General features: G+C 70.1%; 25 protein-coding genes and 1 pseudogene. 14 read left to right on the top strand and 12 right to left on the bottom strand.

Annotated elements, in window-relative coordinates; all coding sequences use genetic code 11:
* Positions 1–54: 54 nt before the first annotated feature.
* Entirely contained in the window at positions 55–249 is a 195-nt protein-coding gene (locus tag ACFYY7_RS07735; RefSeq protein ID WP_114247022.1) for a DUF3046 domain-containing protein, read from the top strand.
* 255 nt (positions 250–504) lie between these two features.
* Complete coding sequence (locus ACFYY7_RS07730; protein WP_388658429.1) at positions 505–1,716, top strand: AI-2E family transporter; 1,212 nt, start codon at positions 505–507, stop codon at positions 1,714–1,716.
* Between the two features lies 1 nt (position 1,717).
* On the opposite strand, the pseudogene ACFYY7_RS07725 reads toward ACFYY7_RS07730, so the two are convergent.
* Positions 1,718–1,888 (bottom strand): annotated as a pseudogene (locus ACFYY7_RS07725) (short-chain dehydrogenase); the annotation flags it as partial.
* Between the two features lie 291 nt (positions 1,889–2,179).
* On the opposite strand from ACFYY7_RS07725, the gene recA reads away from it, so the two are divergent.
* Together recA and recX are read left to right on the top strand one after the other, a co-directional pair.
* A complete protein-coding gene (gene recA / locus ACFYY7_RS07720; RefSeq protein ID WP_266729330.1) occupies positions 2,180–3,307 on the top strand; it encodes a recombinase RecA in 1,128 nt (375 codons plus the stop codon).
* Positions 3,308–3,310: 3 nt separating this feature from the next.
* Entirely contained in the window at positions 3,311–4,048 is a 738-nt protein-coding gene (gene recX, locus ACFYY7_RS07715; protein ID WP_388658324.1) for a recombination regulator RecX, read from the top strand.
* A 35-nt stretch (positions 4,049–4,083) separates the two neighbouring features.
* Here the strand turns inward: recX and ACFYY7_RS07710 are convergent, their stop codons facing one another.
* From ACFYY7_RS07710 to ACFYY7_RS07670, 9 genes are all read right to left on the bottom strand, one after another.
* Positions 4,084–4,737, bottom strand: coding sequence for a hypothetical protein (locus ACFYY7_RS07710; RefSeq protein ID WP_388658321.1), 654 nt, complete (start codon positions 4,735–4,737; stop codon positions 4,084–4,086).
* A gap of 588 nt (positions 4,738–5,325) precedes the next feature.
* Positions 5,326–5,736, bottom strand: coding sequence for a rhodanese-like domain-containing protein (locus ACFYY7_RS07705; RefSeq protein WP_388658318.1), 411 nt, complete (start codon positions 5,734–5,736; stop codon positions 5,326–5,328).
* Complete coding sequence (locus ACFYY7_RS07700; protein WP_388658316.1) at positions 5,733–6,251, bottom strand: cysteine dioxygenase; 519 nt, start codon at positions 6,249–6,251, stop codon at positions 5,733–5,735. Before ACFYY7_RS07700 ends, ACFYY7_RS07705 begins: the two co-directional genes overlap by 4 nt.
* 103 nt (positions 6,252–6,354) lie before the next feature.
* Positions 6,355–6,426 carry a putative leader peptide gene (locus ACFYY7_RS07695; RefSeq protein WP_317852217.1) on the bottom strand — a complete coding sequence of 24 codons (72 nt, stop codon included), beginning with the start codon at positions 6,424–6,426 and terminating at the stop codon, positions 6,355–6,357.
* Between the two features lie 47 nt (positions 6,427–6,473).
* On the bottom strand, positions 6,474–8,087 hold the full coding sequence (locus tag ACFYY7_RS07690; RefSeq protein WP_388658313.1) for an FAD-dependent monooxygenase: 1,614 nt from the start codon (positions 8,085–8,087) through the stop codon (positions 6,474–6,476).
* 221 nt (positions 8,088–8,308) lie between these two features.
* Positions 8,309–9,208 (bottom strand): amino acid ABC transporter permease, encoded by a 900-nt coding sequence (locus ACFYY7_RS07685; RefSeq protein WP_388658310.1) that lies wholly within the window; start codon positions 9,206–9,208, stop codon positions 8,309–8,311.
* The gene (locus tag ACFYY7_RS07680; RefSeq protein ID WP_388658426.1) at positions 9,205–9,870 is read right to left on the bottom strand and encodes an amino acid ABC transporter permease; all 666 of its coding nucleotides are present in this window, start codon (positions 9,868–9,870) and stop codon (positions 9,205–9,207) included. Before ACFYY7_RS07680 ends, ACFYY7_RS07685 begins: the two co-directional genes overlap by 4 nt.
* Positions 9,871–9,945: 75 nt before the next feature.
* A complete protein-coding gene (locus tag ACFYY7_RS07675) occupies positions 9,946–10,782 on the bottom strand; it encodes a glutamate ABC transporter substrate-binding protein (RefSeq protein WP_388658307.1) in 837 nt (278 codons plus the stop codon).
* Positions 10,783–10,877: 95 nt separating this feature from the next.
* Positions 10,878–11,663, bottom strand: coding sequence for an amino acid ABC transporter ATP-binding protein (locus ACFYY7_RS07670; protein WP_266791982.1), 786 nt, complete (start codon positions 11,661–11,663; stop codon positions 10,878–10,880).
* A gap of 355 nt (positions 11,664–12,018) precedes the next feature.
* Here ACFYY7_RS07670 and ACFYY7_RS07665 point away from each other — a divergent pair, with 355 nt between their 5' ends.
* Both ACFYY7_RS07665 and ACFYY7_RS07660 read left to right on the top strand, forming a co-directional pair.
* Complete coding sequence (locus ACFYY7_RS07665) at positions 12,019–12,711, top strand: response regulator transcription factor (RefSeq protein ID WP_266729320.1); 693 nt, start codon at positions 12,019–12,021, stop codon at positions 12,709–12,711.
* Between the two features lie 15 nt (positions 12,712–12,726).
* A complete protein-coding gene (locus tag ACFYY7_RS07660; protein WP_388658303.1) occupies positions 12,727–14,121 on the top strand; it encodes a sensor histidine kinase in 1,395 nt (464 codons plus the stop codon).
* Between the two features lie 25 nt (positions 14,122–14,146).
* Here ACFYY7_RS07660 and ACFYY7_RS07655 read toward each other — a convergent pair whose 3' ends face one another.
* Positions 14,147–15,145 carry a TAXI family TRAP transporter solute-binding subunit gene (locus ACFYY7_RS07655; RefSeq protein ID WP_388658301.1) on the bottom strand — a complete coding sequence of 333 codons (999 nt, stop codon included), beginning with the start codon at positions 15,143–15,145 and terminating at the stop codon, positions 14,147–14,149.
* A gap of 145 nt (positions 15,146–15,290) precedes the next feature.
* Between ACFYY7_RS07655 and miaB the strand changes: the two genes are divergently transcribed.
* Both miaB and ACFYY7_RS07645 read left to right on the top strand, forming a co-directional pair.
* Positions 15,291–16,784, top strand: coding sequence for a tRNA (N6-isopentenyl adenosine(37)-C2)-methylthiotransferase MiaB (gene miaB, locus ACFYY7_RS07650; protein ID WP_388658423.1), 1,494 nt, complete (start codon positions 15,291–15,293; stop codon positions 16,782–16,784).
* Between the two features lie 185 nt (positions 16,785–16,969).
* Positions 16,970–17,686, top strand: coding sequence for a class III extradiol dioxygenase subunit B-like domain-containing protein (locus ACFYY7_RS07645; protein WP_388658298.1), 717 nt, complete (start codon positions 16,970–16,972; stop codon positions 17,684–17,686).
* Positions 17,687–17,773: 87 nt separating this feature from the next.
* Here the strand turns inward: ACFYY7_RS07645 and ACFYY7_RS07640 are convergent, their stop codons facing one another.
* Entirely contained in the window at positions 17,774–18,016 is a 243-nt protein-coding gene (locus ACFYY7_RS07640) for an antitoxin (protein WP_358947803.1), read from the bottom strand.
* Positions 18,017–18,233: 217 nt separating this feature from the next.
* Between ACFYY7_RS07640 and miaA the strand changes: the two genes are divergently transcribed.
* The 6 genes from miaA (at position 18,234) to hflX (ending at position 26,233) form a co-directional block, all read left to right on the top strand.
* Positions 18,234–19,172: a tRNA (adenosine(37)-N6)-dimethylallyltransferase MiaA gene (gene miaA / locus ACFYY7_RS07635; RefSeq protein WP_388658295.1), complete on the top strand. Its 939-nt coding sequence runs from the start codon at positions 18,234–18,236 to the stop codon at positions 19,170–19,172.
* A 107-nt stretch (positions 19,173–19,279) separates the two neighbouring features.
* The gene (locus ACFYY7_RS07630; RefSeq protein ID WP_356088101.1) at positions 19,280–19,717 is read left to right on the top strand and encodes a hypothetical protein; all 438 of its coding nucleotides are present in this window, start codon (positions 19,280–19,282) and stop codon (positions 19,715–19,717) included.
* A 113-nt stretch (positions 19,718–19,830) separates the two neighbouring features.
* Entirely contained in the window at positions 19,831–20,703 is an 873-nt protein-coding gene (dapF, locus tag ACFYY7_RS07625; protein ID WP_388658292.1) for a diaminopimelate epimerase, read from the top strand.
* 141 nt (positions 20,704–20,844) lie between these two features.
* The gene (locus ACFYY7_RS07620; RefSeq protein ID WP_388658290.1) at positions 20,845–23,016 is read left to right on the top strand and encodes a RelA/SpoT family protein; all 2,172 of its coding nucleotides are present in this window, start codon (positions 20,845–20,847) and stop codon (positions 23,014–23,016) included.
* 97 nt (positions 23,017–23,113) lie between these two features.
* Entirely contained in the window at positions 23,114–24,568 is a 1,455-nt protein-coding gene (locus ACFYY7_RS07615; RefSeq protein ID WP_388658287.1) for a M1 family metallopeptidase, read from the top strand.
* Positions 24,569–24,712: 144 nt separating this feature from the next.
* The gene (gene hflX, locus ACFYY7_RS07610) at positions 24,713–26,233 is read left to right on the top strand and encodes a GTPase HflX (RefSeq protein WP_382934390.1); all 1,521 of its coding nucleotides are present in this window, start codon (positions 24,713–24,715) and stop codon (positions 26,231–26,233) included.
* The last annotated feature ends 34 nt before the right edge of the window (positions 26,234–26,267 follow it).

Here is a 26,267-nt window from a genome sequence, read left to right as displayed (position 1 = left end):
TCTCGGCAAGACGTAGCGGCCCGGCTGCACTCTCAGGAGCGGGATACTGAGGTCATGCGGTTGACGATTTTCTGGGAACGGATGGCGGACCACTTCGGAGCCGGGTACGCCGACTCCTTCGCGCGTGATCATGTGATGGCCGAACTCGGCGGGCAGACGGTGCACCAGGCACTGGCCGCGGGCTGGGAGACCAAGGACGTCTGGCGCGGTGTCTGTACCGCGGTCGGCATTCCGGCGGACAAGCGCTGACAGCGCTGACCCGGTGCGGACAGGCGCTGACCGCGGCGCGGACAAGCACTGACCCCAGCGCGAAAAGGCACTGACCCCCGTTCCATGGCCCGGACCTGTGCTGTTGTCCGGGGCGGGCGGTTGCCTGTCGAACCGGTAGGCGAGACTGGAACCGTGGCACCGACAGACGAGACAGCACAGACCCAGCCGCCCTCCACACCGCCCGTCCCGCCGGCCGCGCCACCCACCGCGTCCGCCGGCGGCGGACCGGTACGCATGCCCGCGTGGCTGCCGCGAGCCATGGTTCTCGCGCTGGCGCTCTATGCCTGCTTCCGGCTCGGCAGCTGGGCGTTCGACCAGCTCATCGGGCTGCTGATCAATGTGCTGATCGCGTTCTTCCTGGCGCTCGCCATCGAGCCGGCGGTGAGCCGGATGTCGGCGCGCGGCATGCGCCGCGGCCTCGCCACCTTCCTGGTCTTCATGGTGGTGCTGATCGCCGGGGTGGGCTTCGTCGTGCTCCTCGGCTCGATGCTCGCGGGCCAGATCGTCGACATGGTCGAGGAGTTCCCGAAGTATCTGGACTCGGTGATCAACTGGGTCAACCAGAGCTTCCACACCGACCTCTCCAGGGTCGAGGTCCAGGACAGCCTGATCCACTCCGACTGGCTGCAGAAGTACGTCCAGAACAGCGCGACCGGAGTGCTCGACGTCTCCACCACCGTGCTCGGCGGGCTGTTCCGTCTGCTGACGATCTTCCTGTTCTCGTTCTACTTCGCGGCCGACGGCCCCAGGCTGCGACGCGCCCTGTGCTCCGTGCTGCCGCCCGCCAGGCAGGCGGAGGTCCTGCGGGCCTGGGAGATCGCGGTCGACAAGACCGGCGGCTACCTCTACTCACGCGGTCTGATGGCCCTCATCTCCGGGATCGCGCACTACATCCTGCTGGTGATCCTCGGCGTTCCGTACGCGCCCGCACTCGCCGTCTGGGTCGGGCTGGTCTCCCAGTTCATCCCCACGATCGGTACGTATCTGGCGGGCGCCCTGCCGATGCTGATCGCGTTCACCGTCGACCCCTGGTACGCGCTGTGGGTGCTCGGCTTCGTCGTGGTCTACCAGCAGTTCGAGAACTACGCGCTGCAGCCCAAGCTCACCTCCAAGACCGTCGACATCCATCCTGCGGTCGCCTTCGGGTCGGTCATCGCGGGCACGGCCCTGATGGGTGCCGTGGGCGCGCTGATCGCGATCCCGGCCGTCGCCACGCTCCAGGCGTTCCTCGGCGCGTATGTGAAGCGGTACGACCTGACGGACGACCCGCGGATGCACGGTCACGGCCACGGCCGGGGCCGACGACGCGGCGAGCCGCTGCTCACGCGGCTGCGCCGTTCCTGGCGGGCCCCCGAGAGCGATGACGGCGAGAGGAGCGAGGGGAGCGACGGGAACGGAGGCGGACAGGGCGCTGCCGGGGAGCCGGAGGGCCCGGCACACGCCTGACCCCGTTCCGCCTTCCGGTCCGGGCCGCGAGCCCGTCGACCTCCTCGGGCACCAGATGGTCGACCCGGACAGGGATCCCGCGGCCGCCCGCCTCGTCCACAAGAGCCGCGCTCTCCTCCACGGTCCAGGGGCCACGGCCCGCACCACGGGTCGCCCCGGCGACCAGAGGCATCTACCTTGCCGGTTTTGTCACTATGTGGACGGAATCTAGCATGGTGCTGATCAGCTGTTCTTGACTTCCCGGGGCAGGGCGCCAGGGCGCCTCCCTGGGGCGAGGGCCGGTCAGGTGTGGTGCGCTTGACACTAAAATCGAACATCCATTCTCATGGGATTCCGGCCGGGTTTTCCCGGGCCCGACCGTGGAGTTGTCCACAGGCCGGGAGGACGTCGAGGCCCATTGTCAGTGGCAGGGGTTAGCGTCTTTGACGTGAAGCGATCGACTCAAGCAAATCGGGTGGAACCCATGGCAGGAAACGACCGCGAGAAGGCGCTGGACGCCGCACTCGCACAGATTGAACGGCAATTCGGCAAGGGTGCGGTGATGCGCCTCGGCGAGCGGCCGAACGAGCCCATCGAAGTGATTCCCACCGGGTCGACCGCCCTCGACGTGGCCCTCGGCGTCGGCGGCCTGCCGCGCGGCCGTGTGGTGGAGGTGTACGGACCGGAATCCTCCGGTAAGACGACGCTGACGCTCCACGCGGTGGCGAACGCGCAGCGGCTCGGCGGCTCGGTCGCCTTCATCGACGCGGAGCACGCCCTCGACCCCGAGTACGCGAAGAAGCTCGGCGTCGACATCGACAGCCTCATCCTGTCCCAGCCGGACAACGGCGAGCAGGCCCTTGAGATCGTGGACATGCTGGTCCGCTCCGGCGCCCTCGACCTGATCGTCATCGACTCCGTCGCGGCGCTCGTGCCGCGTGCGGAGATCGAGGGCGAGATGGGTGACTCGCACGTGGGTCTCCAGGCCCGTCTGATGAGCCAGGCACTCCGCAAGATCACCAGTGCGCTCAACCAGTCCAAGACCACCGCGATCTTTATCAACCAGCTCCGCGAGAAGATCGGTGTGATGTTCGGCTCGCCGGAGACCACGACCGGTGGCCGGGCGCTCAAGTTCTACGCCTCGGTGCGCCTCGACATCCGCCGGATCGAGACGCTGAAGGACGGCACCGACGCCGTCGGTAACCGCACCCGCGTCAAGGTCGTCAAGAACAAGGTCGCGCCGCCCTTCAAGCAGGCCGAGTTCGACATTCTCTACGGCCAGGGCATCAGCCGCGAGGGCGGTCTGATCGACATGGGCGTGGAGCACGGCTTCGTCCGAAAGGCCGGTGCCTGGTACACGTACGAGGGCGACCAGCTGGGCCAGGGCAAGGAGAACGCCCGCAACTTCCTCAAGGACAACCCCGATCTCGCCAACGAGATCGAGAAGAAGATTCTTGAGAAGCTGGGCATCGGTGTCAGGCCCGACGACAGCGCCGCCGAGTCCGGTGCGGACGCGGCAGCTGGTGCAGCGGCTCCGGCCGACAGCGCGAAGTCGGTGCCCGCTCCGGCCGGCAAGACCAAGCCGGCCAAGACCGCGGCGGCCAAGAGCTAGACCGTGACGCGTCGTACGGAGTGGCCGGTCAGCGCCACTGACCAGCACGCCGGACCCGGCCACGGAAGCACCGCCGGGTACATGGCAGGGTCCGAGGACGAGCACGAGCCGGAGGCCGGTGCCGGCACCGGTCGCGGCACGGGCTCGGGCGCCGGATTCGGCGAGGGGGCGGGCCGTCGTGACCGCTCCCGCACCAGGAGCGGCGGCTCCCCTTCCTCGTCGAGGGCCGAGAAGGGGGAGCCGCGAGACCCGGCCGAGCAGGCGCGCAACATCTGCCTGCGACTGCTCACCGGGACCCCGCGCACCCGGAAGCAGCTCGCGGACGCCCTGCGCAAGCGGGAGATCCCGGACGAGGCGGCCGAAGAAGTGCTGTCGCGCTTCGAGGATGTCGGGCTGATCGACGACGCGGCGTTCGCCGACGCCTGGGTGGAGTCCCGGCACCACGGCCGCGGCCTGGCCCGCCGGGCACTCGTCCGTGAGCTGCGCACCAAGGGGGTGGACTCGGCGGTCATCGACGAGGCCGTCGGGCAGCTCGACTCCGAGCAGGAGGAGGCGACCGCCCGGGAGCTGGTTGCACGGAAACTGCGCTCCACGCGTGGCCTGGACCGCGACAAGCGGCTGCGCCGCCTTGCGGGCATGCTCGCCCGCAAGGGGTACGGGGAGGGCATGGCCCTGCGCGTGGTGCGGCAGGCGCTCGAAGAAGAGGGCGAGGACACGGAAGGCCTGGACGAGCCCTTCTGACCGGGGGCGCGTATCGGGCGGGGCGGCTGTGGCGATCACTGCCCGGCGAGGGCAGCGCGGTTGATGGTGGCGTCGATCAGGGCGAGCGCATCCGCGGCGGTGCGGCCGGGGCAGCGATTCCATGGGCCGATCAGTCCGGTCCAGCCCCGGGAGCGGAGCTCGGCGACGAGCCAGGCGCCGGCCCGGTCCACGGTGTCGAGGGAGCCGTATCCCAGGCGGTGCGCGGTGAGGAGGGCGCCGCAGATGCACCGTGCGCCGCGTGCGTTGCGGAGCCGGTACGGGGTGTTCTGCCAGCCCCATTCGGTCAGGATCTGCCTCGCATAGGCGAGATGCGTGGAGGGCCTCACCTCGGGCTGGCCGATGCGCCGCCAGGAGTGAAGCCGGTCCGGAAGGACCGCGCCCAGCCGCCCGGGAAGCGGCCGCTCGCGCGGTGCGGTCGGAGGCAGGGCTCGGACGGAGTCGGCGATGAGCTGGTCGACCGGCACGGACAACAAATCGCGCCAGTCGGCCGGCTGACGGGCCGGCAACAGCCGTTCTGCAACGGCGGGGGAGGAAGGCCGTACGGGGTCGCGGTCGGGGCCGGGGGCTGTGGCGTCCCAGCCGCTGATGATCTGCTGCCACGCCTCGGTGTCATGGAGACGAGTGGCCTGGGCGTCCAGTTGATCGGGGGTGAGGGTGGGGGTCGGCATGGGTGCGAGGTCTCCGTCACATCGGTCCTTGGCGTTGAGGTGAATGTCGGTCGGGTACGGGGATTGCTCCACCGGAGCGTGGCGTTCGGGTGTGTCGGGGCGGATTCGGGGGAACCGCGGGTGGCGTGGAGGAGCGGCCCCGGACGAGGACACAGCAGGATCCAGCGCGCAGGTGCCCGTGTGCGGAGCGCTGTGCGAGATGTGGCCGGAGAGCCGTGCCGGACAGGGAACCTGCGCGGGGTTGGGCGTTCGGTCCAAGGCCCGGGACGTCGAGACGGTCCGGGCGGATGCCGGGGGCGGGGGATGCCGGGCGCTGGGGCCTCTCAGCAGGACCCCGGCAGCCAGGCATCCCGAGCCCGACCCGTCACAGCGGAACAGGGTCCGACCCGCCACCCCGAGACCGGCCCTGGCTCACCAATGTGCGGCTCGGCCCCGGCGCATCTACTCGCGGCTCGGCCCTGGCCCCTGCCCCGGCCGTCACCCCGAAAGCCGTCATTCCGAAACCAGGGCGCCGACCGCCACACCTCGCCCGTGACACCTCGGCCGGCAGGCTCCGCCAGTCGCCCCCCGCCCGTCCCACCCTGCCCGTCACACCTCGACCGGCAGGCCCGCCGTGCGCCATGCCTGGAAGCCGCCGATCAGGTCGGTTGCCCGGTGCAGTCCCAGCTGTCGCAGGGACGCGACGGCGAGGCTCGATGCGTAGCCCTCGTTGCAGATCACCACGATGCGGAGATCGTGGCTCACCGCCTGCGGGGCCCGATGGCTTCCTCGCGGGTCGAGCCGCCACTCCAGTTCATTGCGCTCGACGACCAGCGCCCCCGGAATCAGTCCGTCCCGTTCCCGCAGCTCCGCGTAGCGGATGTCCACGAGGAGGGCCTCGCCCGCTGCAGCAGCGGTGGCCGCCTCCTGCGGGCCGACCCTGACGAACCCCGCCCGGACCCGTTCCAGCAGCTCATCGATCCCGACCGGCTCCGTACCGCCGCGGCCGCCGGCGCTCACTGCCAGTCCTCCGGCCGTTCGACCTGCTCAAGACGGAGCACCGTGCCGGTACGGCTGTAACGGCGGATCTGCGGCAGCGGTGGATAGTACGCGTGGACGGAGACGGCGTGCTCCGTGTCCGAATCGTTCAATACCTCGTGGACGTGGTGGCGGCCGAACGCCCTGCCCTGGCCGGTGGCCAACTGGCGGGAACGGTCGATGCCCTCGGCGAGTTCGAGGGTCTTCCAGCCGTCGGTGGGCAGCCGGGCGGCGAGCGACAGCTCCTTGAGCGTGCCGGTCGCCGTGGTGAAGGCGCCGATCGAGTCGGCGTGGTCGTGCCAGCCCGTACCCGTACCCGGCGGCCAGCCGATCAGCCAGGCCTCGCTGCCGCCGGGCCCTTCGAGCTGGACCCAGGTACGGCCCTCGGGATCGAGCGGGAGCGAGGCGACGATCGCGGCGTCGGCGGCGACACCACGGACGAAATCGAGCAGTTCCGCCGCTGTTGGACCGGAAGCATCATCGGCGGCGGAGGACATGCGTACAGAGGGTGACGAAGGGGCAGACACAGGGACCGTCCTGAGGGTTCGCGCGGATGCCCGCCCGTACGGCAGTGCGCACGGCGGGGCAGAGGAAGGCGATTCAGCAGGACGGCCGACACATGCAGCCCGCATAGCGGACGAGGTCCATATGGACCCTCCGCCACAGGCGCACATCGGTGTCGGTCACGTTCCGGAGTACACCATCTGCGTCCGCATCGGTCAATTGATGCCCGCAGTCTGGTCGGAACGTACGGCGGCGCGCACCGCTCCGCCACGTACCGCGTCCGCCGCCGCGAAGAGGTCCCGCGGCTGCACCCCGCCGAACGACGCCACGAGATGACCGTCCGGCCTGACCAGCAGCACGGTGTGGGCCGATGCTCCCGGGTAGCTCTCGGTCACCAGCAGCTCGCCCTTCATCGGCAGGGCGTCGACGGCGGCGGCGAGACGGGGCATGACACCGGCGGTCATCCAGTGACGCCGGTCCCAGACCCCGGTCCCGGGCGCCACCAGAACCACGAGCAGATGCCCCTGCCCCAGCCGTTCCCGGAGCCGTACGGTTGTCCCGTCGGGGGCCGTCACCCGCACATCGGCCACCGGCGCACCGGGGGGCGTACCGACAGATGCGTGCGCCTCGGCGCGTGGGGGCGCAAGGGGCGAATGCGAGTACGAGGGGGGCGCACCGAGGGGGCCGCAGCCCAGATGTCCGTCGGCGAGCAGCGAATCGTGCTCCCGTGCGCTCCCCGGGACCAGCGTCCGCAACCCTCCGCCGCCCCGCAGTATCGGCAGCGACTGGTCCGCGGCACGCAGCCGTGCGGCGACCGCGGCCCGGCGCTCGGCCTGGTAACTGTCGAGCAGGACGTCGGAAGCGCCGTGGTGCCAGTCCTGGGCCAGCTTCCAGGCCAGGTTCTCGACGTCCCGCAGCCCCTCGTCGAGCCCCTGCGTGCCCAGCGCCCCCAGCAGATGGGCGGCGTCGCCGGCCAGGAAAGCCCGGTCCACCCGCCAGCGCAGGGCGAGCCGGTGGTGCAGCGTGTACACGCCCGTGTCCAGCAGCTCGTACGGCGGTGTCTCCCCGCACCAGCCCGCCAGCGTGTCCCGGACGCGGGTGATCAGGGCATCCGGGGTGACGAGCTCGCCGCGCGGCGGCAGTAGCCAGTCCAGCCGCCAGACACCGTCCGGCAGCGGGCGCGCCGTGACCTCGGCGCCGCCGGTTCGCCACGGCGGCAGCCGGTGCAGCACGGCCTGTCCGGGCCAGGGCAGCTCGGTACGCAGCGCCGCGACAGCATGCCGCTCCACCGCCGTACGTCCGGGGAACCGGATGTCGAGCAGCTTGCGCACGGTGGACCTGGCGCCGTCGCAGCCCACCAGGTAACTCCCGCGCCACCAGGTCGCGTTCGGCTCCCTGGTGTGCACGGTGACGCCGGTGGCGTCCTGCTCCAGAGTGTCGATCCGGCTGTACGGGGCCACCCGCACCAGCTCCTGCGCGGCCACCGCGTCCCGCAGCCCGCGCGCCAGCACGTGCTGGGGCAGATGGATCGGGGCCGGCAACGGATCACCCTCGGCGGAGTCCTCGCCGAGCGGCAGCTCACGCACCAGCTGCTTCCGCCGCATCGACCGCCACCCGGACCACCGCACCCCCTCGTGCCGGAGCGCCTTGCAGCCCAACCGCTCCACCAGGGCCGCGGTGTCCTCGCGCAGCACCACGGTGCGGGCGGGGCGCGTCTCGTCCTTGCCCGGGTCCTCGTCGAGCAGGACGGAGGGAACACCCTGCGCCGCGAGGGCGAGCGACAGCGCCAGGCCGACCGGCCCGGCACCGACGACGATCACCGGGTCCACGGCGCGACTCCTGGGATCCGTTCACACGACGCGGACGCGCAAAGCGAGCGGCTCGGAAGGTGGATGGAGGGTTGAGGAGGTGTGGCGACGGAGAGGACAGGGGGCGCGATCACAGAACGTATGCAACCTACTGCCGGTGCTTGCGTCAAGCGACACCGAAGAGCGGTGAGGGGCGGTGGCTCATCTGCCACCGCCCCTCGGGAACTCCATACGACGGTCCGTCAGGCGGCGTGTCTGTCATCGACGACGAGCGACGGCGCGCCGGCCGTCTTGGGTGCGCCCCCGGGCGCGGTGCCCTTCCCCTTCTTGCTGCGCCGGAGCCAGCGCTCCAGCCAACTCGCGAACGAGGTGAGCGCGAAGTTCACCAGGAGGTAGATCAGGGCGATGACGGTGAAGCACGCGATGGTGTTCGCACCGTAGTTGGCAGCCATCGGGCGGACCGAGGACAGCAGCTCGGAGAAGGTCAGCACCCAGCCACCGAGCGCGGTGTCCTTCACGATGATGACGAGCTGGCTGACGATCGCCGGCAGCATCGCCGTCACCGCCTGCGGCAGCAGCACGGACAGCATGATCTGGCCCTTGCGCATGCCGAGTGCCTTGGCCGCCTCCGCCTGGCCCTTCGGCAGGGTCTGGATTCCGGCCCGCACGATCTCGGCGAGCACCGAGGCGTTGTAGAGGACCAGGCCCGTGACCACGGCGTACAGCGGCCGCGAATCGGCGTCGATGTTTGTGTACTCGGCGTACACCGCGTTCGCGGTGATCATCAGGATCAGCACGGGGATGGCGCGGAAGAACTCCACGACCACGCCGGCCGGGACCCGGACCCACCGGTGGTCGGAGAGCCGACCGATACCGAAGAGCGCTCCGAGCGGCAGTGCGATGATCAGGGCGAAGAACGCCGCCTTGAGCGTGCTCTGGAGACCCGGCCAGATGTAGGTCTCCCAGGGCTGGGAGCTGGTGAAGAAGGGCTTCCACTTGATCCAGTCGAGCTGGTGCTTCTCGGCCAGGCCGTCGTACACCCACCACACCACGGCTGCGGCGCACAGTACGAACAGCACTGTGTACAGGATGTTGCGCTGCTTGGCGCGCGGTCCTTGGGCGTCGTAGAGGACGGAACTCATCGCTTCACCGCCACCTTCTTGCTCACCCAGCCGAGGATCAGGCCGGTCGGGAGGGTCAGAACGATGAAGCCGAAGGCGAATACCGCGGAGATGAGGATCAGTTGGGCCTCGGCCTCGATCATGCCCTTCATGAGGTACGAGGCTTCGGCGACTCCAATCGCGGAGGCGACCGTGGTGTTCTTCGTCAGCGCGATCAGAACGTTGGACAACGGGTTGACCACCGCACGGAACGCCTGAGGAAGGATGATTAGCCGCAGTACCTGCGTGAAGCTCAGCCCGAGTGCGCGCGCTGCCTCGGCCTGGCCGACCGGAACCGTGTTGATTCCGGAGCGCAACGCCTCGCACACAAAGGCGGCGGTGTAGGCGACCAGGGCGAGTACCGCCAGCCGGAAGCCGATGGTCTTGGAATCGCTGGCGCCGAGGCTGATTGAAAGGGTCTGGTAGAGACCCAGCGATGCGAACACCATGATCACGGTCAGCGGAGTGTTCCGGACCACGTTCACATATGCGGTGGAGAAGCCGCGCATCAGGGGGACCGGGCTGACCTTCATGCCGGCCAGCAGCGTTCCCCATATGAGGGAGCCGAGGGCGGAGTAGACGGTGAGCTGCACCGTCACCCAGAAGGCCCCCAGCAGGTCGTAACCATCAAGAAAGTCGAACACGATCTCCCGCGCTTCCGCGTGTAGGAGGGCACGGCGCGCCGCCATTCACGGACGGCGCGCCCGGTCAGCCCTGCTTCACTTGACGATGTTGCCGATCTTCGGGGCGGGCTCGTTCTTGTAGTTCGCCGGGCCGAAGTTGTCCTTCACGGCCTTCTCCCAGGAACCGTCCGAGACCATCTTGGTGAGTGCGGCGTCGATCTTCTTCTTCAGATCGGCGTCGCCCTTCTTGAGGCCGATGCCGTAGTTCTCGTTGGTCATCTTGAAGCCGGCCAGCTTGAACTTGCCCTGGAAGTTCTGCTGCGAGGCGAAACCGGCCAGGATGCTGTCGTCGGTGGTCAGCGCGTCGACAACCTTGTTCTCCAGACCGGTCAGGCACTCCGAGTACCCGCCGAACTCCTGGAGGTCGGCCTTCGGGGCCAGCTTCTCCTTGACGTTCTTCGCCGAGGTCGAGCCGGTGACCGAACACAGCTTCTTCTTGTTCAGGTCAGCCGGGGACTTGATCGAGTTGTCGTCGGCGCGGACGAGGATGTCCTGGTGCGCCAGCAGGTACGGACCCGCGAAGTCGACCTTCTGCAGCCGCTCGTCGTTGATCGAGTAGGTGGCGGCGATGAACTTGACGTCGCCGCGCTCGATCGCCGTCTCGCGGTCGGCGCTCTTGGTCTCCTTGAAGACGATGTCCTTGGCGTCGTAGCCGAGCTCCTTGGCGACGTACGTGGCGACGTCGACGTCGAAGCCGGTGTACTTGCCGTCGGGGGTCTTCAGGCCGAGGCCGGGCTGGTCGATCTTGATGCCGATCGTGATCTTCTTGCCGTCGCCCGAGCCGCCGTCCTCCTTGTCGGAGCCACAGGCGGTGGCGGTGATGGCGAGGGCGAGCACGGCGGCCGAGGCGGCGGTGACCTTACGAAGCTGCATGGTGGTTTTCCCTAAGAGTTGACGCGATGTGAGTGATCAGCCGGTCCGGGGCCCGGCGGTGCAGGATCAATCAGTGCAGTGCAGTGCAGGATCAGTCAGTGGTGAAGGATCTTCGACAGGAAGTCCTTGGCCCGGTCACTGCGCGGGTTGCTGAAGAACTGGTCGGGCGTGGCCTCTTCGACGATCTTTCCGTCGGCCATGAAGACGACCCGGTTCGCGGCCGAGCGCGCGAAGCCCATCTCATGGGTGACGACGACCATCGTCATGCCCTCCTGGGCGAGCTGCTGCATGACCTCCAGCACCTCGTTGATCATCTCCGGGTCGAGCGCGGAGGTCGGCTCGTCGAAGAGGATGACCTTCGGGTCCATCGCCAACGCCCGTGCGATGGCCACGCGTTGCTGCTGTCCGCCGGAGAGCTGGGCGGGGTACTTGTCGGCCTGCGTCGCGACACCCACCCGGTCGAGCAGCGAACGGGCCTTGTCCTCGGCGGCCTTCTTGTCCGTCCTGCGGACCTTGATCTGGCCCAGCATCACGTTCTCGAGCACCGTCTTGTGCGCGAAGAGATTGAACGACTGGAAGACCATGCCGACATCGGCACGCAGCCTGGCCAGTTCCCTGCCCTCCGCGGGCAGCGGCTTGCCGTCGATCGAGATGGCGCCCGAGTCGATCGTCTCCAAGCGGTTGATCGTGCGGCACAGCGTGGACTTCCCGGACCCGGAGGGCCCGATGACGACCACGACCTCGCCACGGGCGATCGTCAGGTCGATGTCCTGGAGCACATGCAGCGCGCCGAAGTGCTTGTTGACGTTGCTCAGCACGACAAGGTCGTCCGCCGCAGGCGCGGCGTCCCCGGCACCCTTGGTCACTGAAACTCCGCTCATCGGCTTCATGCTCCGTCCTCCTCGGTTGGGAAGGACCCTAGTGACGCGGTGCTACCAGCGTCATTACATCTGAGCGGAAATTGAGGATAACGATCCGGCGGCAACCGGACACTCCGTGTGAAGGGGGTGCGGGGTGTGACGCCCGTGGCGTACCGGGTGGATAACAGATGGCCGGATGCGGCGGGCAGGCCTTGACTGACCTGCCTCTCATCGGAGTGGATGCCCTGGTACGCCATGACGTGAAACGCCTCGGTACGGGGAAGTGACGAGGAGCGTACGGAGACCGCACCGACACCCGCCGACGCCTGCCGGCAGGTATCCCGTCGCAACCATCGGAGAACCGGAGAGGGAGGCCATGAGACTGCTGCTCGTCGAGGACGACAACCATGTTGCCGCCGCCCTCTCCGCGATCCTCGCCCGGCACGGCTTCCGGGTCGTGCACGCGCGCAGCGGCGAGGAGGCCCTGCAGGCCCTGCTGCCCGCCGATACGGAGCCGTTCGGCGTCGTGCTCCTCGATCTCGGCCTGCCAGATCAGGACGGCTACGAGGTGTGCGGGAAGATCCGCAAGCGCACCTCCACGCCGGTGATCATGGTGACCGCGCGCGCCGACGTACGGTCGCGGATCCACGGCCTCAACCTCGGCGCCGACGACTACGTGGTCAAGCCGTACGACACCGGCGAACTCCTCGCCCGTATCCACGCCGTCAGCCGGCGCAAGGCACCGGGCGAGGACACCGTGCCCATGCCCGTCGCAGGGCTGCGTCTCGGCCATGTCCACATCGAGCTGCCGACCCGCAAGGTCAGCGTCGACGGATCGGAAGTCCAGCTCACCCGCAAGGAGTTCGACCTGCTCGCGCTGCTCGCCCAGCGGCCCGGAGTGGTGTTCCGCCGGGAGCAGATCATCAGCGAGGTGTGGCGTACGAGCTGGGAGGGCACGGGGCGCACGCTCGAAGTGCACGTCGCGTCCCTGCGTTCCAAGCTGCGGCTGCCCGCACTGATCGAGACGGTGCGCGGAGTCGGCTACCGCCTCGTCGCGCCGTCCGCGTAGAGGCGTACGTCCCAGGTGCGCACCCGGCTGCTTCCCCTGCTCATCGTTCTCATGGCGGGCGTACTGCTCGCTCTCGGCTTCCCGCTGGCCGTCAGCGTGGCCGCCGCCCAGCAGCAACGCGTCGTCATCGACCGCATCGACGACACGGCACGCTTCGCCGCACTCGCGCAGTTCATGACCGATCCGGTCGCCGGATACGACGAGCGCCGACGCACCCTGCGCAATGAACTCGACACCTACGAGTCCGTGTACGGCATCCGCGCCGGTATCTTCCGCCGCGACGACAGCGCCATGGCCAAGGCCCCCGCCGCCTGGCAGCTGCCACTGGAGGGGGAGGGGCGCGAGGCGTTCAAGGAGGCCCTGCTCGGGCGGCGCAGCCACGATCCACCACAGGTCTGGCCGTGGCAGAAGGGCAGGGTCGTCGTCGCCTCACCCGTCGTACGGGACGGCGATGTCGTCGCCGTGGTGGTCCTCGACTCGCCCACCGACGAGATGCGCTCGCGCACGATCCGCGGCTGGCTGCTGATCGCGGCCGGCGAAGCGATTGCGATGCTGGTCGCCGTCGGCGCCGCGATCCGCCTCACCGGCTGGGTCCTGCTGCCGGTGCGGACGCTGGACGCGGCCACCCACGACATCGCCAGCGGACGCATGCGATCGCGGGTCGCGGCTTCCGGCGGGCCACCGGAACTCAGGCGCCTGGCCCGTTCGTTCAACGAGATGGCCGACAACGTCGAGGACGTACTGGAGCAGCAGCGCGCCTTCGTCGCCGACGCCTCGCACCAACTGCGCAACCCCCTCGCCGCGCTGCTGCTGCGGATCGAGCTCCTCGCGCTCGAACTCCCCGAGGGCAACGAGGAGATCGCCTCCGTGCGCATGGAGGGCAAGCGCCTCGCGCAGGTCCTCGACGACCTGCTCGACCTGGCGCTGGCCGAACACGCCGCGGCCGATCTGCAGCTCACGGACATCGGCGCGCTCACCGCGGAGCGCGTGGCGTCCTGGCGGCCGGTCGGCGAGGAGAGGGGGGTACGGCTCCGGGCGGACGGCTCGTCCGCGGTGACCGCCTGGGTGGACCCCATCGCGCTGTCGAGCGCCCTCGACGCGATCATCGACAACGCCCTGAAATTCACCCCTGCCGAGGAAGAGGTCGTCGTCACGGTCGCCTCCGGCCACGATGACGTCACGGTCGTCGTCGCCGACCGCGGGCCCGGCCTCACCGCACTGGAGATGGAACGCATCGGCGACCGGTTCTGGCGCAGCACCCAGCACCAGAACATCAAGGGATCCGGCCTCGGGCTCTCCATCTCGCAGGCGCTCCTGGCGGCCTGCGGCGGCTCCCTGAGCTACGCGGCCCGTGAGCCGCACGGGCTGCGGGTCACGGTCTCGGTGCCGCGCAACGGCCCGCAGGGCTGAGCCGGAGGAACAAAGGGGGGCGGGGTCAGGGCTTGACCGAGCGGTAGTAGCGGCTGGCCCCTTCGTGCAGTGGCAGCGGGTCGGTGTAGATCGCCGTACGCAGATCCACCAGCTGGGCCGCGTGCACCTCGCGCCCGATCCGGTCCCTGCTGTCGATCACGGTCCGGGTGAACGCCTCCGTCAACGCCGGATCCGAGCGGTCCGTGGTCACCAGCACATTGGCGACCGCGACCGTCGGCACCGCCTGGTCCTGCTGCGCGTTGCCGTAGGCGTCGGCGGGCATCATGGCCGAACGGTAGTAGCGGGCGGACCCGCCCGCTGCCTGGAGCTTCTTGACCAGCGGAGCCTCCAGCGGCACCAGCCGGATCGCGAACCGGTCCGACAGCTCCTGCACGGCGGAGGTGGGCAGTCCGCCGGACCAGAAGAAGGCGTCGAGCCGGCCGTCCTCCAACTGCTCCGGCATGGTGTCGATACCGGCGGGGACCGGGGTCACGTCCTTCGCGGGGTCGAGCCCCGCGGCCGTCAGCAGCCGGTCGGCGACCAGCCGCACGCCCGAACCCCGCTGCCCCACCCCGACCCGCTTTCCGCGCAGGTCCGAGACCTTGCGCACCTCGGAGTCGCGGGGTACGACCAGCTGGATGTAGTCGTCGTACAGCCGCACGCAGCCCCTCAGCCGGTCCGCGCCGGGCTTGCCGCTGCGCAGATAGGTGGCGAGGGCATCGGTGGTGGCGATGGTGAAGTCGGCCTTCCCGGTCGCCACCCGGGCGATGTTCTGCTGCGAGCCCTCACTGGTCTGCAGCCGTATCGACACCTTGGGCAGATCCCTGGCCAGGTCCCCCTTGAGGCGCTCGCCGTAGCGCTGGTAGACCCCGCTGCGCACACCGGTGCTGAAGGTCAGCGTGCCGGTCGGGGCCGGCTGTCCGAGCGGCAGCAGCCACCACAGCAGCAGCCCGAGCACGACGGCGACGGCGGCGGACATCTGAAGGACGCGCCGTCTGCCGATACGGGAGAGTGCCTGGAGCATGGCGGCGATCCTGCCAGCCCGCCCCGGCGATGACCAGGCCCGCCTCCCGCTGGTGGGTGGCCGCCGGGCGGGGTAACCATCATCGGGGCCCGGGCAGAGCCCTTACCCTGGACGGGTGAGCGGCAACGACGTGGCTGGTGGAGTAGTGGACGGTTTGAAAACGTACGAGGTGCGCACCTACGGGTGCCAGATGAACGTCCATGACTCCGAGCGGCTGTCGGGGCTGCTGGAGGGCGCGGGTTACGTACGTGCCGCCGAGGGCTCCGACGGCGACGCCGACGTCGTGGTCTTCAACACCTGCGCGGTGCGGGAGAACGCCGACAACAAGCTCTACGGCAACCTCGGCCGGCTCGCCCCGATGAAGACCAAGCGGCCCGGCATGCAGATCGCAGTCGGCGGCTGCCTGGCGCAGAAGGACCGCGACACCATCGTCGAGCGGGCCCCCTGGGTCGATGTCGTCTTCGGCACGCACAACATCGGCAAGCTGCCCGTGCTGCTGGAGCGCGCCCGCATCCAGGAGGAGGCGCAGATCGAGATTGCCGAATCCCTGGAGGCATTCCCCTCCACGCTCCCCACCCGCCGCGAGTCCGCCTACGCCGCGTGGGTCTCGATCTCCGTCGGCTGCAACAACACCTGCACCTTCTGCATCGTCCCGGCCCTGCGCGGCAAGGAGAAGGACCGCCGCACCGGCGACATCCTCGCCGAGATCGAGGCCCTGGTCGCCGAGGGCGTCTCAGAGATCACCCTGCTCGGCCAGAACGTGAACGCGTACGGCTCCGACATCGGCGACCGCGAGGCTTTCTCCAAGCTGCTGCGCGCCTGCGGGAGGATCGAGGGCCTGGAGCGGGTCCGTTTCACCTCGCCGCACCCCCGCGACTTCACGGACGACGTGATCGCCGCGATGGCCGAGACGCCCAATGTGATGCCCCAGCTCCACATGCCGATGCAGTCGGGCTCGGACACGATCCTCAAGGCGATGCGGCGCTCGTACCGGCAGGAGCGCTTCCTCGGCATCATCGAGAAGGTGCGCGCCGCGATGCCGGATGCCGCCATCTCCACCGACATCATCGTGGGCTTCCCCGGCGAGACCGAGGAGGACTTCGAGCAGACCATGCACGCGGTCCGCGAGGCGCGCTTCGCCAACGCCTTCACCTTCCAGTACTCCAAGCGCCCCGGGACCCCGGCCGCCGAGATGGAGGGGCAGATCCCCAAGGAAGTCGTCCAGGAGCGGTACATGCGCCTGTCGGCACTCCAGGAGGAGATCTCCTGGGAGGAGAACAAGAAGCAGGTCGGCCGGACCCTGGAGATCATGGTCGCGGAGGGCGAGGGCCGCAAGGACGGCGCCACCCACCGCCTCTCCGGCCGCGCCCCCGACAACCGCCTGGTCCACTTCACCAAGCCGGACGAGGACGTGCGTCCCGGCGACGTGGTGACCGTCGAGATCAGCTACGCGGCCCCGCACCACCTGCTCGCCGAGGGCGCACCGGTCGCCGTGCGGCGGACCCGGGCCGGGGACGCCTGGGAGAAGCGCAACTCCGCCGAGGCCGCCAAGCCGGCCGGAGTGATGCTGGGACTGCCCGGCATCGGAGCCCCGGCACCGCTGCCGGCCGCGACGGCCCCGGGCTGCGGCTGCGACTGACAGCGGGGAGCCCGGCGGCGGGACGGCCGGTTTCCCGCACCGCAGCAGTACCGGGCTGCGGCTGCGACTGACGGGGGAGGCCGACGGCGGTCGGTCTCCCGCGCGGCGGCAGGACCGGGCAGCGCCCGGGACGACCGGGGGCCGAGACCGCGGGGGCCTCGCGGCCAGGCAGTACGCTGCCCTCCATGCTTGTCGCCGCCGCTGTCTGCCCCTGCCCACCCCTGCTGGTACCCGAGGTCGCCGCCGGGGCCGCTCCCGAGCTCGACACCCTGCGGGACGCCTGCGCCGACGCTCTCGGCGTGCTCGCAGCCGCGCGTCCCGACCTGCTGATCGTGGTCGGGCCCGCGGACCGGCCGGGCCGCGGGCCGCACCCCGAGGGGGCGACCGGAACCTTCGAGGGGTTCGGCGTCGACCTTGGCGTACGGCTCGGCCGCGACCTCGGACCGGTGGGGGCGGACCACTCGCTTCCGCCGTCCCTCGCCGTCGGCGCCTGGCTGCTGGCCCGCGCGGAATGGGCAGGTGCACCGGTCGAGGGGCTGGGTGTGGGGGAGCAGCTGGCGGCCGAGCGCTGTACGAGCGCCGGGCGGGACCTGGCCGCACGGGCGGACCGGGTCGCGCTGCTCGTATTGGGCGACGGCAGCGCCTGTCGCACGCTCAAGGCCCCCGGCTACCTGGACGAACGCGCCGAGGCGTTCGACGCGGCGGCCGCCCGCGCGCTGGGCGAGGCGGACCCGGACGCGCTGATCGCGCTTGACGAGTCACTGGCGTACGAACTGAAGGCGGCGGGCCGGGCACCCTGGCAGGTCCTCGCGGGTGCGGCACAAGGGGCAGGCCTGGGAGGACGGCTGCTGTACGAGGACGCCCCGTACGGCGTCGGCTACCTGGTCGCCGCCTGGTCCTGAGCAGCTGCCGCCCAGGGTCCTGCGGGTGACGGCCATGCGGCGTCGCCGCTCCACGGCCGTCACCCGCAGGACCCGATCAGTTCATGGTCAGGAAGCGGGCGGCGGCGTACCACCCTCGTCCTTCTTGTGGGACAGGCGCTCGACCGCGTCCTTGGCCTTCCTCGTGCCGGACTCGATCTTGTCGCTGTACTTGCCCTTGGTCTTTTCGTCGACCGTGCGCGCGGCCTTGTCGAGCCCATGGTCGATCTTTTCCCCGTGCTGATGCGCGAGTTCGCCGACCTTGTCCTTGGCGGGGCTCAGCTTGGCCTTCAAATTGTCCAGGAAGCCCATCGGGCACCTTCCCTGCTGGGGGACTACGGCCGGACGCTTCTTCAAACCGTGAAAAAACGCCCATATTCAATGTGAATTCTACTGGCGTGCGAGACGATCCGCGCCGCCCGGAGGGGCCTGGCGAACGGGTCCGGGCCGGGACGGCGAACGATTCCCTTTCCTGGCCGGTTACCTCACTCGTTCGGGAAGAGTGCCTGAGGTTTGCGAGACTGTGGCGGTGAGAAGCTCAGCTCCCGCACCGCGGGTCATCACCGTCGTCGGTCCCACTGCGGCCGGAAAGTCCGATCTGGGAGTATTTCTTGCTCAGCAGCTCGACGGCGAAGTGGTCAACGCCGACTCCATGCAGCTCTACCGGGGGATGGATATCGGTACCGCGAAGCTGACGCTCGCCGAACGAGAATCAGTCCCGCACCACCTGCTGGACATCTGGGACGTCACCGAGACCGCCAGCGTCGCCGAGTACCAGCGGCTGGCCCGCGCCGAGATCGACCGGCTGCTCTCCGCCGGCCGCACCCCCGTCCTGGTGGGCGGCTCCGGGCTCTACGTGAAGGGCGCCATCGACGCCCTGGAGTTCCCCGGCACGGACCCCGATGTGCGGGCCAGGCTGGAGGAGGAGCTGGTCGAGCGCGGCTCCGGAGCGCTGCACGCGCGGCTCGCCGCCGCCGACCCCGAAGCGGGCCGGGCCATCCTGCCCAGCAACGGCCGCCGGATCGTCAGGGCCCTCGAAGTCATCGAGATCACCGGCAAGCCCTTCACCGCGAATCTCCCCGGTAACGATGCGGTGTACGACACCGTCCAGATCGGCGTCGACGTGGCCCGCCCCGAACTCGACGAACGCATCGCCCTGAGGGTCGACCGGATGTGGGAGGCCGGGCTCGTGGACGAGGTGCGAGCCCTGGAGGCGCACGGCCTGCGCGAGGGCCGGACCGCGTCCCGGGCGCTCGGCTACCAGCAGGTACTCGCCGCGCTGGCCCGGGAATGCACCGAGGACGAGGCACGCGCCGAGACCGTCCGCGCCACCAAGCGATTCGCCCGCCGTCAGGACTCGTGGTTCCGCCGCGACCCGCGGGTCCACTGGCTGAGCGGCGCCGCGGAACACCGCGGGGAACTCCCGCGCCAGGCGCTGGCGTTGATCGAACGAGCGGTTACAGCCTGATCACGTGATGGCATCGGGAAGCCCTGCCCGTCATTTCGACGACCCGGAGCGTGCCATCATCGAGCATCGATCGACCAGTGGAGTCCGAGTTGGGAGGGCGCGTGGCGATGGAGGCCGGCCCTCGCGACACTGAACAAGACGCACCGGACGCGCTGCACGGAGCGGGAAGTCTGAGCCCCGACGGGCCGGACGAGCTCGAAGCGACCCCCGAGGTCGAGGTCGAGCTGCGGCCCGCTCGCAAGCTGCGGATCTGGCAGCTGGCACCGATCGTCATGCTCGCCGCGGTGGGATCGCTGATGTTCGCCTTCCCGCTCGCCTTCGAGTTCGGCGACGGCGGCGCGGTCGTGGCGATGCTCGGCCTGCTGATCAGCTGCTGTGCCGCGGGCTGGGGCATGATGGCCGCCCGCCGGGTGGGATACACCTGGCCCGGCCTGCCGCAGCGGGGCTCGGGCGAACGCTCGGACTGGCGGGTGATCGCCCTGTACGTCGCAGTCGGCGGCACGCTGGTCGCCCTGGCCGTCTGGCGGGTGGCGCGGCTCCAGTGACGCCGGAGCCGTCCCGGGCGGTACGGCTTCCGCGGTGGTCGGAGCTGTCGTGCCGGCGCCCGCGGGGCGGGCCGGGGCCGTCGGTTGTCGGCGCCGTTTCGTACAGTTGCCCTGTGAGCACCTCGCAGATCGCCTTCCTCAAGGGTCACGGCACCGAGAACGACTTCGTGATCGTTCCCGACGCGGACAACGCCATCGACCTGCCCGCTTCCGTCGTCGCCCAGCTCTGTGACCGCCGGGCCGGTATCGGCGGTGACGGACTGCTGCACGTCGTACGGTCCGCCTCGCACCCCGAGGCGAAGGCCATGGCCGCCGAGGCCGAATGGTTCATGGACTACCGCAACGCGGACGGCTCGATCGCCGAGATGTGCGGCAACGGGGTCCGGGTCTTCGCCGGATACCTCCAGCGCGCCGGGCACGTCGAGCAGGGCGACCTGGCCGTCGCGACCCGGGGCGGCGTGAAGAAGGTGCACATCGCCAAGGACGGCGCCATCACGGTCTCCATGGGGCGCGCGCTCCTCCCCGAGGAAGGCGTCACGGTCAGCCTCGACGGCCGTAGCTGGAACGCCCGCAACGTGAACATGGGCAACCCCCACGCCGTCGCCTTCGTCGACGACCTGACACACGCCGGCGATCTGCTCTCCGTACCGCCCTACAGCCCCGCGGCCGTCTACCCCGACGGTGTCAACATCGAGTTCGTGGTGGACCGCGGACCGCGCCATGTCGCCATGCGGGTCCACGAGCGCGGCTCCGGCGAGACCCGCTCCTGCGGCACGGGCGCCTGCGCCGTGGCCGTCGCCGCGGCCCGCAGGGACGGCGCGGACCCCACGGAGACCGGCACCCCGGTCACGTACACCGTCGATCTGCCGGGCGGCACCCTCCTGATCACCGAGCGGCCTGACGGCGAGATCGAGATGACCGGACCGGCCGTGATCGTCGCAGAGGGGCTGATCGATCCCGCCTGGCTCGAAACGGTGGCCGGTTAGGACTTCGCTCGAATGGGTGATCCCTTTCACGCTCGGCGAGAGCGGCACTCCGCCGCGTGGTGGGCTCGGTAGCATCAAGCACCGGCCCGGAGGCGCGACCGCACCTCCCCACCGCCGGTCGACGTCGCCGGAGGTGCCCCCATGAGCGCAGAGGCCACCAGCCCAGGTGCCCCCATCCGCAGACGGGGCCGTCCCCGGATCGATCTGCGCAGGCTCGGCCGCGTCGCGCTGCTCGGCCCCGCGTCCCGCGACCGGCTGCCCGACGCCATCGGCCACGTCGCCGAGGCGCACCGGGCCCACCACCCGGATGCCGACCTCTCGATCCTGCGCCGGGCCTACGTACTCGCGGAGTCCTCGCACCGGGGACAGATGCGCAAGAGCGGCGAGCCGTACATCACGCACCCGCTCGCGGTCACCCTGATCCTCGCCCAGCTCGGCGCCGAGACGACGACACTCACCGCATCGCTGCTCCATGACACCGTCGAGGACACCGATGTGACCCTCGATCAGGTGCGGGAGCAGTTCGGCAAAGAGGTCTGCTACCTCGTCGACGGCGTCACCAAACTCGAAAAGGTCGACTACGGAGCGGCGGCCGAGCCCGAGACCTTCCGCAAGATGCTGGTCGCCACCGGGGACGACGTCCGGGTCATGTCCATCAAGCTCGCCGACCGGCTGCACAACATGCGCACCCTCGGCGTGATGCGGCCCGAGAAACAGGCCAGGATCGCCAAGGTCACCCGCGACGTACTGATCCCGCTGGCCGAACGGCTCGGGGTACAGGCCCTCAAGACCGAGCTGGAGGACCTCGTCTTCGCGATCCTCCACCCCGAGGAGTACGAACGGACCCGCGCGCTGATCGACGCCGCGTCGGCGCGGCCGGACGGCTCCGGCGCCGCCCGTCAGGACCCGCTCGCGGCCATCGCCGAGAACGTCACGACGGTGCTGCGGGAGGCCGGCATCGCTGCCGAAGTCCTCATCAGGCCACGCCACTTCGTGTCCGTGCACCGGGTCGGCATCAAACGCGGCGAGCTGCGCGGCACCGACTTCGGCCGGCTGCTGGTGCTGGTCGGCGAGGACGCCGACTGCTACGGGGTGCTCGGTGAACTGCACACCTGCTTCACGCCGGTGATCTCCGAGTTCAAGGACTTCATCGCCGCCCCCAAGTTCAACCTGTACCAGTCGCTGCACACTGCCGTCGTGGGCGAGGACGGGGCGGTCGCCGAAGTCCTCATCCGTACCCACCGGATGCACAAGGTCGCCGAGGCCGGAGTCATCGCCCTCGGCAACCCGTACGCCGCGGACAACGGCACCGGCCCCCAGGCCGCCGAACCCGCCGACGGGGAGCGCGCCGACCCCACCCGGCCCGGCTGGCTCTCCCGGCTCCTCGAATGGCAGCAGTCCGCCCCGGACCCCGACACCTTCTGGACCACGCTCCGCGCCGATCTGGCCCAGGACCGGGAGATCACGGTCTTCCGGACCGACGGCGGCACGCTCGGGCTGCCCGCCGGAGCGAGCTGCGTGGACGCCGCCTACGCGCAGTACGGGGACGAGGCGCACAACTGCATCGGCGCCCGGGTCAACGGCCGCCTGGCCACCCTCGGCACCGTACTCAGCGACGGCGACACGGTGCAGCTGCTGCTCGCCGAGGACGCCGCCTCGGGCCCCTCGCCCGACTGGCTCGACCACGCCCGGACCCCCGCCGCCCGCATCGCCATCACCGGCTGGCTGGACGCCCACCCCGAGGCCACCCGCGGCCCGCAGGGCGCCCGGCCCGCGGAGTCCGGACCCGAACAGCAGGCGCAGGGGCACTCCAGGCCCGGACCACAGGCTCAACAGACCGCGGGCACCGGGCCTGCCGTGGCCGCGAGCGCTGTGGTGGACCGGCCGCACGCCCCCGTACGGCTCGCGGGCTGCTGCACCCCCGTACCCCCCGACGCAGTCACGGGATTCCTCGTGCGCGGCGGCGCCGTCACCGTGCACCGCCTGGAGTGTCCCGCCGTCGCCCGGATGCGGTCCGTCGGCCGGACGCCGGTCGGGGTGAGCTGGGGAGAGGCCACCGAGTGCCGGGTCACACTGGTCGCCGAGTCCTTCGGACGCCCCCGGCTGCTCGCCGATCTCACCGAGGCGATCGCGACGGCGGACGCGGCGATCATCGCCGCCACCGTCGAACCGCCCAGCGAACAACGCGTCCGGCACACCTACACCCTGCAACTCCCCGACGCGGCCGGACTGCCGGCCCTGATGCGCGCCATGCGTGACGTGCCCGGGGTGTACGACGTGAGCCGCGCCCAGCACCGGGCGGCCACTGTCTGACCCCGTCGGCGGGAGCCATCTGCCCACAGAGATCTCGTTCGGGTGGCGCGGCGCGCGCCGCGCCTGTCCGGCGGGAAGTCGCTGGTAGCGGTAGTTCATGCCGTTCATCTCCCGCCGCCTGCGGGCCGCTCTGCTGGCCACCGCATCAGCCACCCTCGTCGCAGCCACCCTCCCCTCGCCCGTGCCGCTCGGCATCGGCGATCCGCTCTTCCCTCATCTCGGCAATCCGGGGTACGACGTCCGCGCCTACGACATCGGACTCACCTACCACGGCGACAACAGCAAGCCGCTGGACGCCGTCACCAGGATCGACGCGCGGACCACCGAACCGCTCGACCGGATCAACCTCGACTTCACCCGGGGCACGGTCCGTGGGGTCGAGGTCAACGGACTCCGCGCCGACTTCGCTCTCAAGGACGAGGACCTGGTCATCGAGCCGGCGGGGCGGCTCCCCGCCGGGGTGCCGCTGAGCATCACCGTCCGGCACACCAGCGACCCCAGCGGCGACCAGGACACCGGTGGCTGGCTGCGTACCGCCGACGGCCTGGCCATGGCCAATCAGGCCGACGCCGCGCATCGGGTCTTCCCGAGCAACGACCACCCCGCGGACAAGGCGTACTTCACCTTCCGGGTCACCGCGCCCAAGGGCCTCACCGTGGTGGCCAACGGACTGCCCGCCGGCACGGCCCGGCACGGCGCCGACACCACCTGGACCTACCGGACCGAACACCCCATGGCCACCGAACTGGCCCAGGTCTCGATCGGCCGGTCCACCGTCCTGCACCGGACCGGCCCGCACCGGCTGCCGATGCGCGACGTGGTGCCCACCGCCGACCGCAAGCTCCTCGAACCCTGGCTCAGCAGGACCCCCGCCCAGCTGGAGTGGATGGAACAGCAGGTCGGCCGCTACCCCTTCGAGACGTACGGGCTGCTCGTCGCCGACACCGAGACAGGCTTCGAGCTGGAGACCCAGACGCTCTCACTCTTCGAACGTTCCCTGTTCGCCGGGGTCGGCTATCCCGAGTGGTACCTCGAATCGATCATGGTGCACGAGCTCGCCCACCAGTGGTTCGGCGACAGCGTCTCCCCGCAGCGGTGGTCCGATCTCTGGCTCAACGAAGGGCACGCCACCTGGTACGAGGCCCGCTACGCCGAGGACCACGCCGACAAGCCGCTGGAGGACCGGATGCGCGAGGCGTACACCAGGTCCGACGGCTGGCGAGCCGCGGGCGGTCCGCCGGCCCGCCCCGACGCCCCGGCGCCCGGGCACAAGATCAGCCTGTTCCGGCCGGTGGTGTACGACGGCAGCGCGCTGATCCTCTACGCGCTGCGCCAGGAGATCGGGAGCAGCGCGTTCGACCGGGTGGAGCGGAGCTGGGTGAAGAAGCACCGGGACTCCAACGCGACCACCGAGGACTTCGTCCGCCTGGCGTCCCGGACCGCGGGCCGCGACCTGACCTCGTTCCTCGAGGGCTGGCTGTACGGGGAGAAGACCCCGCCGATGCCTGGGCACCCGGACTGGCGCAGCACCGCGCCCGCCGCACAGCGATAAACCCGGGTGACTGGCGAGGCGCGGCCGTGCAACCATCGACGGGTCGCCGCGGCGGCCGGACCGGAGATTCCCGACGGAGGGAATCATCGGAAGGGGTCACGCGTTGTGACTGATGTAACGGACTTCCAACGACGTAAGGATCCAATGACCTCCTCTTCTTCCCTTCCCCAGGACGCGCAGGACGCGCAGAGTGCTACGGAGAATGTCACCGAAAGCCTCACCGAGAGCCTTCGGGCCGACGCCCTGATGGAAGAGGACGTCGCCTGGAGCCACAAGATCGACACGGAGCGGGACGGCGAGCAGTTCGACCGCTCCGAGCGCGCCGCGCTGCGGCGTGTGGCCGGGCTCTCCACCGAGCTCGAAGATGTCACCGAGGTCGAGTACCGACAGCTGCGCCTGGAGCGCGTGGTGCTGGTCGGTGTCTGGACGTCGGGGACCGTGCGTGACGCGGAGAACTCCCTCGCGGAGCTGGCCGCACTGGCGGAGACGGCGGGCGCCCAGGTGCTCGACGCCGTCTTCCAGCGCCGCGACAAGCCGGACCCGGCCACCTACATCGGTTCGGGCAAGGCGCTGGAGCTGCGCGACATCGTCCTCGAATCCGGGGCCGACACCGTCGTCTGCGACGGTGAGCTCAGCCCCGGCCAGCTGATTCACCTGGAAGACGTCGTCAAGGTCAAGGTGGTCGACCGGACCGCCCTGATCCTCGACATCTTCGCCCAGCACGCCAAGTCCCGAGAGGGCAAGGCGCAGGTTTCGCTCGCACAGATGCAGTACATGCTGCCGCGGCTGCGAGGCTGGGGTCAGTCGCTCTCCCGTCAGATGGGCGGCGGCGGTTCCAGCGGCGGTGGCGGCATGGCCACTCGTGGTCCCGGTGAGACCAAGATCGAGACGGACCGGCGGCGGATCCGCGAGAAGATGGCGAAGATGCGCCGGGAGATCGCGGAGATGAAGACGGGCCGCGAGATCAAGCGCCAGGAGCGCAAGCGCAACAAGGTGCCGTCGGTCGCCATCGCCGGCTACACCAACGCGGGCAAGTCCTCGCTGCTCAACCGGCTCACCGGGGCAGGCGTCCTGGTGGAGAACGCACTGTTCGCCACCCTGGACCCGACCGTGCGCCGGGCCGAGACGCCGAGCGGCCGGCTCTACACGCTGGCCGACACCGTCGGGTTCGTACGGCATCTGCCGCACCACCTCGTCGAGGCGTTCCGCTCCACCATGGAGGAGGTCGGCGAGTCCGACCTGATCCTGCACGTGGTGGACGGCTCCCATCCGGCGCCGGAGGAGCAGCTCGCCGCGGTGCGCGAGGTGATCCGCGAAGTCGGTGCGGTGGACGTGCCCGAGATCGTGGTGGTCAACAAGGCGGACGCGGCCGATCCGCTGGTGCTCCAGCGACTGCTGCGCATCGAGAGGCACGCGATCGCTGTCTCGGCGCGCACCGGCGCCGGTATCGATGAGCTGCTCGCACTCATCGACACCGAACTGCCGCGGCCGTCGGTCGAGATCGACGCGCTCGTCCCGTACATCCAGGGCGGACTCGTCTCCCGGGTGCATGCCGAGGGCGAGGTGATCTCCGAGGAGCACACGTCGGAGGGCACCCTGCTCAAGGCGCGGGTGCATGAGGAGCTGGCGGCCGAGCTCTCCTCGTTCGTCCCCGTGGCGCACTGACCGCGACGCGAAAAGGCTCGTATCGCCCGAAGGA

Source organism: Streptomyces sp. NPDC001933 (genome assembly GCF_042890955.1).
Taxonomy (GTDB): Bacteria; Actinomycetota; Actinomycetes; order Streptomycetales; family Streptomycetaceae; genus Streptomyces.
This window is presented reverse-complemented; position numbering and strand designations above follow the sequence as displayed.

Excerpts from the sequence above, each read along its gene's own strand:
- ACFYY7_RS07735 (WP_114247022.1), top strand. The coding sequence starts at position 55 with ATGCGGTTGACGATTTTCTGGGAACGGATGGCGGACCACTTCGGAGCC.
- ACFYY7_RS07730 (WP_388658429.1), top strand. The coding sequence starts at position 505 with ATGCCCGCGTGGCTGCCGCGAGCCATGGTTCTCGCGCTGGCGCTCTAT.
- recA (WP_266729330.1), top strand. The coding sequence starts at position 2,180 with ATGGCAGGAAACGACCGCGAGAAGGCGCTGGACGCCGCACTCGCACAG.
- ACFYY7_RS07710 (WP_388658321.1), bottom strand. The coding sequence starts at position 4,737 with ATGCCGACCCCCACCCTCACCCCCGATCAACTGGACGCCCAGGCCACT.
- ACFYY7_RS07700 (WP_388658316.1), bottom strand. The coding sequence starts at position 6,251 with ATGTCCTCCGCCGCCGATGATGCTTCCGGTCCAACAGCGGCGGAACTG.
- ACFYY7_RS07685 (WP_388658310.1), bottom strand. The coding sequence starts at position 9,208 with ATGAGTTCCGTCCTCTACGACGCCCAAGGACCGCGCGCCAAGCAGCGC.
- ACFYY7_RS07675 (WP_388658307.1), bottom strand. The coding sequence starts at position 10,782 with ATGCAGCTTCGTAAGGTCACCGCCGCCTCGGCCGCCGTGCTCGCCCTC.
- ACFYY7_RS07670 (WP_266791982.1), bottom strand. The coding sequence starts at position 11,663 with ATGAGCGGAGTTTCAGTGACCAAGGGTGCCGGGGACGCCGCGCCTGCG.
- ACFYY7_RS07665 (WP_266729320.1), top strand. The coding sequence starts at position 12,019 with ATGAGACTGCTGCTCGTCGAGGACGACAACCATGTTGCCGCCGCCCTC.
- ACFYY7_RS07655 (WP_388658301.1), bottom strand. The coding sequence starts at position 15,145 with ATGCTCCAGGCACTCTCCCGTATCGGCAGACGGCGCGTCCTTCAGATG.
- ACFYY7_RS07645 (WP_388658298.1), top strand. The coding sequence starts at position 16,970 with ATGCTTGTCGCCGCCGCTGTCTGCCCCTGCCCACCCCTGCTGGTACCC.
- ACFYY7_RS07640 (WP_358947803.1), bottom strand. The coding sequence starts at position 18,016 with ATGGGCTTCCTGGACAATTTGAAGGCCAAGCTGAGCCCCGCCAAGGAC.
- ACFYY7_RS07630 (WP_356088101.1), top strand. The coding sequence starts at position 19,280 with ATGGAGGCCGGCCCTCGCGACACTGAACAAGACGCACCGGACGCGCTG.
- ACFYY7_RS07620 (WP_388658290.1), top strand. The coding sequence starts at position 20,845 with ATGAGCGCAGAGGCCACCAGCCCAGGTGCCCCCATCCGCAGACGGGGC.
- ACFYY7_RS07615 (WP_388658287.1), top strand. The coding sequence starts at position 23,114 with ATGCCGTTCATCTCCCGCCGCCTGCGGGCCGCTCTGCTGGCCACCGCA.
- hflX (WP_382934390.1), top strand. The coding sequence starts at position 24,713 with ATGACCTCCTCTTCTTCCCTTCCCCAGGACGCGCAGGACGCGCAGAGT.